The organism is Streptosporangium sp. NPDC005286, from assembly GCF_040607515.1.
GTDB lineage: Bacteria > Actinomycetota > Actinomycetes > Streptosporangiales > Streptosporangiaceae > Streptosporangium.
This window is the reverse complement of the sequence record NZ_JBEXGU010000001.1, coordinates 100,020-112,009: the sequence shown is the minus strand read 5'-3', so window position 1 is coordinate 112,009 and position 11,990 is coordinate 100,020. Positions and strand designations below refer to the sequence as shown.

General features: G+C 73.0%; 10 protein-coding genes. All 10 read left to right on the top strand.

Going from position 1 to position 11,990, the window contains the following annotated elements; all coding sequences use genetic code 11:
* Positions 1-178: 178 nt before the first annotated feature.
* The 10 genes from ABZU75_RS00505 to ABZU75_RS00460 all read left to right on the top strand — a co-directional run bounded on the left by ABZU75_RS00505 (position 179) and on the right by ABZU75_RS00460 (position 11,977).
* Positions 179-706: an EF-hand domain-containing protein gene (locus ABZU75_RS00505; protein WP_350913471.1), complete on the top strand. Its 528-nt coding sequence runs from the start codon at positions 179-181 to the stop codon at positions 704-706.
* Between the two features lie 165 nt (positions 707-871).
* The gene (locus tag ABZU75_RS00500; protein ID WP_355547461.1) at positions 872-2,077 is read left to right on the top strand and encodes a DegT/DnrJ/EryC1/StrS family aminotransferase; all 1,206 of its coding nucleotides are present in this window, start codon (positions 872-874) and stop codon (positions 2,075-2,077) included.
* The gene (locus ABZU75_RS00495) at positions 2,074-3,225 is read left to right on the top strand and encodes a DegT/DnrJ/EryC1/StrS family aminotransferase (protein WP_355547458.1); all 1,152 of its coding nucleotides are present in this window, start codon (positions 2,074-2,076) and stop codon (positions 3,223-3,225) included. Before ABZU75_RS00500 ends, ABZU75_RS00495 begins: the two co-directional genes overlap by 4 nt.
* Positions 3,222-4,205 (top strand): UbiA family prenyltransferase, encoded by a 984-nt coding sequence (locus ABZU75_RS00490; protein WP_355547455.1) that lies wholly within the window; start codon positions 3,222-3,224, stop codon positions 4,203-4,205. The genes ABZU75_RS00495 and ABZU75_RS00490 overlap by 4 nt, the downstream gene beginning before the upstream one ends.
* Complete coding sequence (locus ABZU75_RS00485) at positions 4,202-5,536, top strand: FAD-dependent oxidoreductase (RefSeq protein WP_355547452.1); 1,335 nt, start codon at positions 4,202-4,204, stop codon at positions 5,534-5,536. Before ABZU75_RS00490 ends, ABZU75_RS00485 begins: the two co-directional genes overlap by 4 nt.
* A gap of 66 nt (positions 5,537-5,602) precedes the next feature.
* Positions 5,603-7,210: a class I adenylate-forming enzyme family protein gene (locus tag ABZU75_RS00480; protein WP_355547449.1), complete on the top strand. Its 1,608-nt coding sequence runs from the start codon at positions 5,603-5,605 to the stop codon at positions 7,208-7,210.
* Positions 7,201-8,982, top strand: coding sequence for a CoA transferase (locus ABZU75_RS00475; protein ID WP_355547446.1), 1,782 nt, complete (start codon positions 7,201-7,203; stop codon positions 8,980-8,982). The genes ABZU75_RS00480 and ABZU75_RS00475 overlap by 10 nt, the downstream gene beginning before the upstream one ends.
* Before the next feature lie 14 nt (positions 8,983-8,996).
* Complete coding sequence (locus ABZU75_RS00470) at positions 8,997-10,670, top strand: class I adenylate-forming enzyme family protein (RefSeq protein WP_355547443.1); 1,674 nt, start codon at positions 8,997-8,999, stop codon at positions 10,668-10,670.
* A 3-nt stretch (positions 10,671-10,673) separates the two neighbouring features.
* The gene (locus ABZU75_RS00465) at positions 10,674-11,498 is read left to right on the top strand and encodes a methyltransferase domain-containing protein (RefSeq protein ID WP_355547440.1); all 825 of its coding nucleotides are present in this window, start codon (positions 10,674-10,676) and stop codon (positions 11,496-11,498) included.
* Positions 11,495-11,977 (top strand): carboxymuconolactone decarboxylase family protein, encoded by a 483-nt coding sequence (locus tag ABZU75_RS00460; protein WP_355547437.1) that lies wholly within the window; start codon positions 11,495-11,497, stop codon positions 11,975-11,977. The genes ABZU75_RS00465 and ABZU75_RS00460 overlap by 4 nt, the downstream gene beginning before the upstream one ends.
* The last annotated feature ends 13 nt before the right edge of the window (positions 11,978-11,990 follow it).

The window sequence follows — 11,990 nt, the reverse complement described above, 5'->3', positions numbered from 1 at the left end:
TCCCTCGCCATTGTAAAGCCGTGGGACTTTCTTGATCCCGTGTTTACGAGTCGTCACGCATGGCTATATCTCCGTTGCGGAGAGTGGTGAATTCCAAGGGTTGGAATTCTGCTGCCGACTCTGCTCATCCCGGGCGCTCATTCATTGGGCTGCCCAAAATTCTCGGGAAAGGACTGGAATGGCCGCAGGCACCAAGCAGAGCAGCCGTCTGGAAGAGCGCTTCCGTCTCTGGGATTCGGACGGCGACGGTGTGATCGAGCGCTCGGACTTCGAAACCGAGGCCGACGACATCGTCACCGGCCTGGGCGCTCAGGGCACCCCGAAGGGCGCCGAGCTCAGGCAGGTCTACCTGGCCATGTTCGACCGCCTGTCCAGGGCCGCGGGCACCCCCCAGATGGACAAGGGCCAGTTCATCCAGGCCGCCAACCAGGAGATCATCAGCAAGGGCGACGCCGGATTCGCCAGCGTGGTGGGCCCCACCATCCAGGCCATCGTCAACGTCCTGGACAGCGACGGCGACGGCGAGGTCAGCCAGACGGAGATGACCAAGTGGTTCGAGGCCATCGGCCTTGAGCCGGACGTGGCCGACCAGGCGTTCCGGGAGCTGGACACCGACGGCACCGGCCGGCTCTCCGTGACGGAGCTGATCGACGCGGTTCGCGACTACCACCTCGGCAAGAACGACATCCCCCTGCTGGGCCGCTGACCCAGACGCGTCCGCCGCGCGCCCGCCGTGCGGCTGCCCGGAGGCGCCCCGGACAGCCCACGGCTGGTGCGACCGGACGCGCGAAACCGACACATGGCCTCCCGAGCCATGCCGCCGTGCTCTCTGGACCTGATCTCCCCGACCATGCCGCACAGGAAGAGAGCCATGGAGAGACCCCTCCCTCCTCCCGCGACATCCCCGGCGCGAACCGAGTCCGCGCCCATCCCCTTCTTCACCCAGGCCGCATCGTTCGATGAGCTGTGGCCCGAGATCCGCGCTCACTGCGTCGACATCCTGGACCGGGGCAAGTTCTCGCACGGTGCCAAGGTCGCGGAGTTCGAGGGGGCGCTCGCCCGGTGGACCGGCGCGAGACACGTCGTCGGTGTCAACTCCGGCACCGACGCACTGGTGTTGCTGCTGCGCGCGGCCGGGCTGCGCCCCGGAGACGAGGTCATCGTCCCCGCCTACACCTTCATCGCCACGGCCGGCTCGGTGGTGCTCGCCGGAGGCGTGCCCGTCTTCGCGGACATCGAGGAGCACGGGTACGGGATCGATCCGCGGTCCGTGGACGCCGTGGTGACCCCCCGCAGCCGGATGGTGATGCCGGTACACCTGTTCGACCGCCTCGCGGACATGCGGGGCGTGCACGAGGTGGCGCGAAGACACGGGCTGACCGTCCTGGAGGACAGCGCCGAAGCCATCGGCATGCGTCTGGACGGCACGCACGCCGGGCTGCTCGGCGTCGGCGGGGTGCTGTCGTTCTTCCCGACCAAGACCCTCGGCGCCATCGGCGACGCCGGGGCGCTGCTCACCGACGACGACGCCGTCGCCGAGACCGCGCGGGCGCTACGCCACCACGGTCGCGGCGGACACACCCTGGACCACTTTCCCGGTATCGCCAACCCCACGGTGCTCTCCGGCCTCAACAGCAAGATGGACGATATCCAGGCCGCCGTCCTGCTCGCCAAACTCGCTCGCCTCGACGCCGACATCGTCCGCCGAGACGAGCTCTCGGCGCGCTACGACGACCGGCTGCGCGGTGTCCCGGGGGTGTACGCGGTTCCCGGCGCCGTCCCGCCGCACCCCGGCGGCAACCGGGTCTGTTACGTCCATCTCATCGAGGCCGGGGATCGCGACGCCCTCGTCGCGCATCTGGCCGCCAAGGGGATCGAGTCCGAAACCTACTACCCGGTTCCGATGCATCTCCAGCCGTGCTTCGCGCATCTGGGACACGCCCCCGGCGACTTCCCACGCGCCGAGGCGGCCTGCGCGAGAGCCCTCGCGCTACCGCTCTATCCAGACCTGGCCGAGTGGCAGGTGGACCGGGTGTGCGACGAGATCGAGAACTTCTACGCGGGAGGACGACGGTGACCGCCCCGACCACCACGGCCATCCCCTTCTTCCCACCCGACCTGTTCGAGGAGGACCGCGACGCACTGCTGGAGACGGTGCGCACCATCGGCACCGCCGCCCCCCAAAGATTCATCCTGGGTGAGCACACGGCCCGGTTCGAGCGGGAACTGCGCGATCGGCTGGGTGCCGGCGACGTCGTCGCCTGCTCCAGCGGCACGGCCGCCCTCACCCTGGTGCTGAACGCCATGGGGGTCGGCCCCGGCGACGAGGTGGTGGTGCCCGCCTTCGGCTGCGCGCCACTGGCCGCGACCGTCGTCAACATCGGTGCCCGGCCGGTCTTCGCCGACGTCGACCCGGTGCGGCTGACCATGGACCCCGCCGCCGCCGAGGCACTCATCACCCCGCGTACCAAGGCGCTGATGCCGGCGCACATGTTCTCGACGATGGCGGACATGCCCCGCTTCCGTGAGCTGGCCGACCGGTACGGCCTACGCCTGCTGGAGGACTCGGCGGTCGCGCAGGGCGGCACGCTGCTGGGACGTCCCGCGGGTCGCTGGGGTGACGCGGGCGTTTACTCGTTCGTACAGGTCAAGACGTTCGGGATGCCGGGTGAGGGCGGTGTGGTGGTCACCGACGACGCCGACCTGGCCACGCGCGTGCGGATGCTGCGCAATCACGGCCAGGACGGCACGCGCCGATTCGTCCACCACCGCATCGGGCACAACAGCCGTTTCGACGAGGTGATGGCCGCCTTCCAGACGCATCGGCTGCCCGGTCTGGGCCGACGGCTGGCACGCCGGGCGGATATCGCCGACTACTACTCCACCCGGTTCGCCTCCCTGGCCGCCCTCGGGGTGTCGGCACCTCCCGTCGGCGGTGACGGCCGCTGCCACTACGTCTACGCGGTGCTGGCCACCCACCGCGAAGCGCTCAGAACCCACCTGGCCGCACATGGCGTCGACTCGCACGTCTACTACCCGCGGACCCTTCCCGCCCAGCCCGCGTTCGCGCCGCACGCGCCCCGCGACACACATTGGCCCAACGCGGCCTCGGCCGCCCGGCGCAACCTCGCCCTGCCGTTGTATCCGCACCTCAGTGACATCCAGCTGGAACACATCGCCGACACCGTCTGCGCCTTCGCCCACGAAACCCGGGGAGCACGATGACCGATCAGTTCACCGGCAGGGAAGCGGAGTCCGCTCCGGCCGCGACCGCACGCGGCACCCTCGGGGCCTACGCGCGCCTGGCCAAGCTCGACGTCTACGACTACTACATCGGCCTGCCACTGGTGTGGACGCTGCTCGCCCCCGCCGGCCGGTGGGAGCCGGGCGTCATCGGCCTGCTGGTGCTGATCTGCCTCGCCGAGGTCACCGTGGTGGCCGCCATGGTCGGCTTCGACGACATCACCGGCTACCGCGACGGCAGCGACGCGGCCAACTACGGCGCCGATGCCGCCAAGCGACGCCTGGCCAGGAAACCGCTGGTCGCCGGCACCCTCACCGAGGCGCAGGCGCTCCGTTTCGCCTGGGCGGCGACCGCGCTCGGCGTGCTGCTGTGGGCGCTGGCGGTGGCCGCCGCGCCACACCGCCCGCCGTGGGCGGTCGTGCTGGCGGCGGTGTGCGTCGTGGCGTCGGTGCAGTACTCCTGGGGACTGAAGATCAGCTATCGAGGATTTCAGGAGATCTTCCTGATCGGTCTGGGCGTCGGCTGGGTGCTGGTGCCGTACGGCCTGCTCACCGGCGAGGTGACCGAGCTGGTTCTCGTGCAGGCCCTGCTGTTCGGATTCGGGCCGATGCTGTTCGGGCTCTACTCCAACACCCACGACATCGACGGCGACCGTCGCGCCGGGCGCGTCACCGTCGCGGCCCTGGTGCCCGCCGGGGTCAACACGGCGTTCATCACCGTGATGACCGCCGCCGCGGGCCTGCTCATCGTCGTCGGCCCCCTCCTCGGCGCCGCACCCTGGTGGTTACCGATCGTCTTGGTGCCGGTTCTCGCCATGCGCGCGACCCACCTGGTAATCGGCTCCGTGCGAGGTGACATCCTGCGCGCCCGGCGGATCGCCATTCGCGCCCACCGGGTCACGGTGATCCTGCTGGTCATCGCGAACCTGGCCGCCCCCCTGCTCGCCGGCACCGCCACATGACCTCCGCACTGGACGTCGCGGTGGTCGGCGCGGGTCCCGCCGGGCTGGCCGCCGCCTACGCGCTCGCCGAGGCGGGGTGCTCGGTAAGGGTCTTCGAGGCCGCCGACGCGGTCGGCGGGCGGATGCGCACCCTGCGCGCCCACGGCTGTCTGATCGACACCGGGGCCGAGATGCTCCCCTCGGCCGCGGGCTACCCGGCCACCTGGAGGCTCATCGCCGCCCTCGGTCTCGACGCCGACCCCGAGGCCGTGCCCCGGGTGCGCGACGCGCTCGCCGTGTGGCGTGGCGGCCGATCCAGGCCACACGCCGGCCGCCCGCTGGGACTGCTCACCGGGGCGGGGCTGCCGCCACGCGCGCGGGTGGACCTGCTCCGCCTCCAGACGCGCCTGGCCCGGCTCGGCGACCTCGACCCTGACCGCCCGGAGCGCGGCCCACTGGGCTCCGCCACCGTCGCCGACCTCGTCAGGCGCTATCACCCCGACCTTCGCGACTACCTCATCCAACCGCTGGTCGCCGGATTCTTCGGGTGGGATCCCGAGCGCGCCGCGGCGGCCCCGTTCGCCGCGCATCTGGTGGCTTCGGGCAGCACGAACGGCTGGCACACCTACCGCGACGGCATGGACACCCTCGCTCGCGCGCTGGCCGCGCGGCTCGACGTGGTCACCGGGCACACCGTGACCCGGGTGGTCGCGGACTCCGGCGAGGTCCGGCTGGAGTCGCCCGGCGGCACCGTCACCGCGCGCTCGGCGGTACTGGCCGTGCCCGCCCCCGTCGCGGCACGCCTGCACACGGACGCCCCGCCGCTCGAACGCGCCTACCGGGATGCGTGCGGCTACGCGCCCATGCTCCGTCTCACCCTGGTCCTGGACCGGCCGATGGCCCCCACGGGCGTACGGCGCGGCTTCGCCACCCTCGTCCCCGCCGCCGAGGACCCCCTGGTCAACGTGATCACCGTGGATCATCACAAGCATCCCGGGCGGGTGCCCGCGGGGCGTGGCCTGGTGTCGCTCGTCGCCTCACCCCGGGGTACCGCCGAACTGATCGACGCCCCCGACGAGGAGGTGAAGGACCGCCTCACCGCCCGTGCCGAACACTTCGTGCCCGGGATGGCCGCGTGCGTCACCTCCGCCCACGTGCACCGGTTCCGGTACGGCCTGCCCGAGGCGACACCGCGTGCCCTCGAACTGCGCGCCGCGTTCGAGGCCCGTCCGGCCTCGGCGGTGGAGTACGCGGGCGACTGGACGGCGCTGCGCCCGTGCAGCGAGGGTGCGGTCGCCTCCGCCGCGCGGGCCGCCGCGCGGGTGCTCGCCCACCTGTCGCCCGCCGGCTGACCGGGGTCGTCCGCCGTGGCCGCGCCGCGGCTTCCCGCCCCCATCCCCGAACCGGAAGGCGAGCAGATGGCACTCCTCACCAAGCCCATCGAGTTGGGCACCCTGTTCGACGATCTGGCCGACCGAGGCCACGCCACGGCCGTGCACCTGAGCCGGCCGCTGGACATCGCGCCCGCGCTGGGTTCCGCGCTGAACATTCCCGGCCTGGCCGGGCTCGTCCGCGATGTCGCCGGGTGGCTCGCAGCCGCCGGGGTGCGGCGCGGAGACCGGGTCGCCATCGCCAAGCGCAACCACTGGGACTACGTGCTGCTGAACTGCGCGGCGGCGCGCATCGGCGCGGTGCCCGCGTCGCTCTCCGCGAACCTGGCCCCCGACGTGCTGGAGACGCTGCTGAAGCGACTGGAGCCGGCCCTCCTGGTCACCGATTCCGCGCTGCTGGCGTCGAGCCGCGAGGTCGGCACCGACCTGACCTGTTTCGCCACCAGGACCCTGCTCGTCGACGGCGCGGCCGAGGGCACCCTGTCCATCGACGATGTACGCGGCCATGCCGCACCGCCCGCGTACCGCCCGCCCGCCGACGACCCGCTGGCCATCATGCACACCTCCGGCACCACCGGCGTGCCCAAACTCGTCGTCCACTCCACCCGTACGATCATGCGTCGCCTGGCCGGGTTCGAGGCGCACCGCTGGCCGGTGCTCGGCAGCCGTCCCGGCGACACCGTGGCCAGTGCGATCTCCTTCGCGCACGGCCGCGCGCTGGCCCAGGCCGCGAGCGTGCTGTGGCTGGCCCCCGCCAAACTCCTGGCGGTCTGCGCCCCCGACTGGGCCGAGGCCGGCCCGTTCCTGCACCGGCATCGGCCCACCACCCTCGAAGCACTGCCCGCGACCTATGTGCGCTGGCAGCGCCACGCCGAGGAGCAGGGCGGTCCGTTCGAGCGCGTCCGCCTCTACATCAGCACCTTCGACGCCATGCACCCGCCCACCGTGCGCGCCTTCCTGCACACCACGCGGCACCGTCGCCCGGTGTGGTTGCAGGGCTGGGGGCAGAGCGAGACCGGTCCGCTGACCTTCCGGTTCCTCACCCGGCGCGCCATGGCCACCGCGCACGACCGGCACCCCACCACCCGCGACCTCGGTCATCCGATCCCCACCCGCACCCGGCTGCGCGTCGTGGATCCCGAGACGCTGCGACCGGTGCCGCGAGGCACCACCGGCCTGGTGTACTGCCGGACCAAGGCACTGTGCCTCGGATACGTCGGCGAGCAGAGCCGCTGGCAGGACAAGCGGGTGGGCGAGTGGTGGAACACCGGCGACGTCGGCGCCCTCACCCGCAGCGGCGGCATGCGTTTCGTGGATCGGGAGGTGGACGCCATCCCCGAGGGAAGCTGCGTCGAGTTGGAGGACGTCATCGACGACCGTATCCCCGAGGTGCTGGAGTGCGTCATCCTGAGCGTTCCCGAGCGCCCCTCCCTGCCCGTCGTGGTCACCGAGAACGGCGCACTCGATCTCGGATCGTGGCGGCGCGCCACCGCCGATCTGCCGCGGCTGGCCGATCCCGTGGTGCTGACCTGGGATGAGATACCGCGCACCGGCACCGGCAAGGTCCGCCGGATGGCTCTGCGCGACCGGCTCGGCGAGATGCGGGAGACCCACGGGACGGGCCGGTGGACGTAATCCGGTCCGGGGTGGCGGCGGGCCGGCCGCTGGCCGGGACGGCCGTGCGCGCGCTCGGCGACTCACCCGCGCTGCGGGTCGCCGTATGGCGGCTGCGCGCGCTGGGCTGCGCCGTCGAGACGGGGAACGAGTCGCCGCCGGACGAGGCACCCGCGGGGTGGCTGGGCGTCACCCGCCTTCCGTTCGCGGCGATGGGCGGTGCGCTGCCCGAGTGCCGGATCGGCTGGTCAGGGCCCGTGGCCGTGCCCATGGCCGGCGAACGCGACGTGCAGGCCGCCTGCGGGATCATGCAGGTCCACGGGCGGGCCGCCGGCGGGCCACGACCGCTGCGCGTGGACTACGTCTCCGTGTGCGCCGGGGTGCTCGCGGTCCAGGCGGTCAGCGCGGGTGTGCTGGCCCTGCTGCGCGGTGGGCCGGCCCTGGCGGCGGCCACCTCGGCCGCCCAGGCGGCGCTGCTGGCCCTCACCCAGTACGTCGCGGCGGCCACCGCCGAGCCCGGTCTCGGCTCACCCGGCTCACCCGGCTCACCCGGCCCGGCCGGGCCGACGGGGTACGGTGCCCCGCCCTTCCGCTCGGCGGACGGCGTGCGTTTCGAGATCGAGACGCTCGACGCCGAGGACTGGAGGCGCTTCTGGACGGAACTGGGTGCCGGCCCCGCCGCGGTCGCGGCGGGCTGGCCACCGTTCCAGCAGCGCTTCGCCACCGCGACGTGCCCACTGCCCGCCGCGCTCGGGACAGCGGCGGCCGCGTTGGACTACCGGGCCGTGCGAGCCGTGGCCGAGCGCAGCGGCGTCAGCGTACTGCCGGTGCGGGCCGCCGACGCCCCCGGTCTTCTTCCCCCCGCCCCGGCGTCGCCGTGGCGGCTGCGCGGGCGGGCCGTCACCCCCCCGGCGTCCGCCCTTCCACCACTCGGTCCGCATGACCACGCCCCGCTGGCCGGGCTGCGGGTCGTGGAGGCCACCAGCAGGGTGCAGGGCCCGCTCGCGGGACACCTGCTCGGCCTGCTCGGCGCCGAGGTCGTCCGGCTCGAACCGCCAGGAGGTGACCCCATGCGGGGAGTTCCGCCCATGGCGGGAGAGTGCTCGGCCAGGTTCCAGGCGCTGAACCGGGGAAAGCGGGTGGTCGAGGCCGATCTGAAGTCCGCGCCTGGCCGTCGTGCCGCCCTGCGGCTCGTCGCCACCGCGGACGTGTTCCTGCACAACTGGCCGCCGGGCCGTGCGGCCCGGCTCGGCCTGGACCATGAGGCCCTCGCCGTCGTGCGGCCCTGCCTGGTTCACGCGCACGCGGGGGGGTGGGCGGACCTCCTGCCCGACCCCCAGCCGTTGGGCACCGACTACCTGGTGCAGGCGTACTGCGGAGTGGCGGCCCTGGTCGGTGGCCCCGGCGAGCCGCCCGCGCCGTCCCTGCTGACCCTCACCGATGTGCTGGGCGGGCTCATCAGCACGGAGGGGATCGTCGCCGCGCTGCTGGCCCGCGCCCGCACCGGCGCGGGGGTGCGCGCCGAGACGGCCCTGGTCGACGCGGCCCGCCTCATCCGCGACACCACCGTCCCGCACGGTAGGGGGGATGCCACGCGCACCGGCACCGAGATCGGCGCCGCGCCCGCCTGCTCACCCGCCCGGTGGCCGGGCAGGACCGGCGCCGTCACCGTGGTGACCGAGCTGGCCGAGATGGCCGCCGACCCCGCGTTCTCGGCCGCGCTCGACATCGGCGGCGAGGCCGTCTACAGCCGCGCGCCGTGGACGTTCGTCCCGGCAACCGCGCCCCTTTAGTTGGAGAACGCCCGATGAGACCCGTCAATGCGCCGCCCTGGACCTCCGCCAACGGCATCGTCCTGACCGATCGTGTTCCCGGACGGCTGCGCGCGGAGTGGACCGCGCGTGGACTGTGCCCCGGCCGGGATCTGTACACCCTGTTCGGTGAGCATGTCCGGACGGCGCCCGGCCGCCCCGCGGTCATCGACGAGGCGGGCACCCTCGATTACGCCGCGCTGGATATCCGGGTCCGCCGCGCCGCCGCCGCCCTGTCCGGGGCGGGCTGGGGCTCGGCTGACATCATCGGCGTCCTGCTGCCCAACGGACGCGACGCGGTGGTGGCCGAGCTCGCGGTCGCGGCGATCGGCGCCGTGGCATTGCCCATTCCCGACGCCCGGGGGCTTCGCGACGTCGTCGCCCTGCTCGCCAGGTCCCGGGCCGGAGCCCTCATCACCGTCCCGGCCACGGTCGAGGCGACCCGCGACCGGCGGTGCGAGATGCCGCACCTTCGCGAACTGTGGACGTTCGGCCGGCCCGTGACAGGGGCGCGCGGCCTGGACCGTCCCGCAGCGAACGAGGTCCGGCGCTGGCGTCCCACCCGCCCCGACCCGGAGGCGCCCGCACGCATCCTGGTCTCCTCGGGCTCGGAGGCCGAGCCCAAGATGGTCGCCTACTCGCACAACGCGATGGCGGGCGGGCGGGGCAACTACCTGGCGGCGCTGCGGTTCGGCCCGGAGCCGATGCGCAATCTGCTGCTGGTCTCCCTGGCGTCCTCGTTCGGGTCCTGCGGGACCTCGGTGACCCTGGCCAGGCACGGCGGCACCCTCGTGCTGCTGTCCCGCTACGACCCCGCCGCCGCGCTGCGTGCGATCGAGCGGCACCGCCCCAGCCACCTGCTCGGCGTACCCACGATGCTGCGCCGCATGGCCGATCTCGACGGTCACGCCGACGCGGACCTGTCGTCCCTGCGGGCCGTGATCGCCAGCGGGGCGCCGCTGCATCAGGAGGCGTGGGACGCCTGCGTACGGCGGTTCGACCGGCCCGTCGTCAACGTCTACGGGTCCACCGACGGTGTCAACTGCCATACCGGAGGCGACCCCGGCCGGTGGCGTCCCGGGCTGGCCGGTCGCCCCGACCTCGACGTGACCGAGGTGACCGTCCGGGACCGCGAAGGGCGACCGGTGCCCGCCGGGGAGATCGGGGAGATCTGGGCGCTGGGACCGATGAGCCCGCTGTGCCACGTGGCGGCACCCGAACTGGACGACCGCTACCGGGCCGCGGGCGGGTGGGTACGCACCGGCGACCTGGGCCGGTTGGAAGCCGACGGCACGCTGTGGGTCGTCGGCCGGATCCGGCGTGTGGTGGTCAGGGGCGGGCTCAACATCTCTCCGCTCGAAGTGGAGCGCGAGCTCGGCACCCACCCCGATGTCGCGGACGTGTGCTGTGTGCCGGTCCCCGACCCGGACCTGGGTGAGCGCCTGTGCGCGTGTGTGGCCCCGAAGAACGGCGTCCCGTCGCCGTCCCCGGCCGTACTGACCGCCTACCTGCGCGACGAGCGTGGCCTGGAGCCGCGCAAACTGCCCGAACGGTTCGTGGTGCTGCCCGAACTGCCGCTCGGCCCGACCGGCAAGGTCTGCGCCGCCACCCTCGCCCGCATCGCGGCCGAGTCCGCCGTCCCCGGCTCTCTCATACCGACCGAGGAGTGACCCATGCACCCAACCGTCACCGCCGCCGGGACGAGCGCGTCGCGCTACGTCTTCGACAATCACGGTGAGCACGCCCTCGACCAGCACCGCTGCCTGGCCCGCGCCTACGACCCGATGACCACGGACCGCCTCGCCCAGGCCGGGGTCGCTCCGGGGTGGCGGTGTCTGGAGGTGGGGGCGGGCGGCGGCAGTGTGGCGGTGTGGCTGGCTCGGCGGGTGAGTCCCACCGGGAGCGTGGTGGCCACCGACATCAAGCCCGAGCGCATTCCCGCCGTCCCCGGCCTTGAGATCCTGCGCCACGACATCGTGCGCGACCCGCTGCCCGAAGCCGAGTTCGACCTCGTACACGCCAGGCTGGTCCTGCTGCACCTGCCCGAACGCCTCGCCGTGCTGGACCGCCTGGTACGCGCGCTCAAACCCGGCGGCGTGCTCCAACTCGACGAGTTCGACATCACCTACGGTCCCGCGCTGCTGATGCCCGACCCCGCCGCGCGGCGGCTCTACGAGACGTTCATGGAGGCCAAGATCCGCCTGATGACCCGCGCGGGCGCCGATGTGGCGTGGGGGCGCCACGCAGCCGCCGCGATGTGCCGTGCCGGCCTGGTCGACATCGATCCGCTGCCCAGGCTGGAGCTGTGGCACTCGGATTCCCCGGGGGTGCACCTTGTCGCCCACCACACCCGGCACCTGCGTGATCAGTTCGTCCAGGAGGGGATGACCGACCGGCAACTCGCCGACGTGCGCGTCCTGCTGGCCGACCCCGGCTTCCGGGCCGGCTCGTGCGTGATCTACTCGGTGCAGGGCCGCCGCCCGATGGAGGCCCGATGAAGCCGCGCGTCAACGTGCACGCCACGGCACCGTATGTCCACTCCGTCATGACGGTCTTCGACGCGGCCGCGTGCGAGGGACTGGAGCCGGCCCTCGTCGAGCTCGTGCGGGTGCGCGCATCACAGCTCAACGGCTGCGCGTTCTGCCGTGGCCTGCACACCCGGGCCGCCCTGGACGCGGGAGAGGACCCGCGCCGTCTGGACGCCCTGTCGGCCTGGCGTGAGAGCCCACTGTTCACCGAAGCCGAAAGCGCGGCCCTGGCACTGACCGAGTCCGTGACCCTGATCGCGGAGAAGGGCGTTCCCGACGAGGTCCTCGACGCGGCCGCCGAGCACTTCGACGACACCGAACTGGTCCATCTGCTGTGGACGATCGCCGCGATCAACGCCTGGAACCGGATAGGCGTCGCCACCGCCGCGGGCGAAGTGACGTTCCGCTGCTCCCGGTCCCAACCGGCGGCGTGGCCTTTCAGCCGGTGATGTTTCCGGCCGC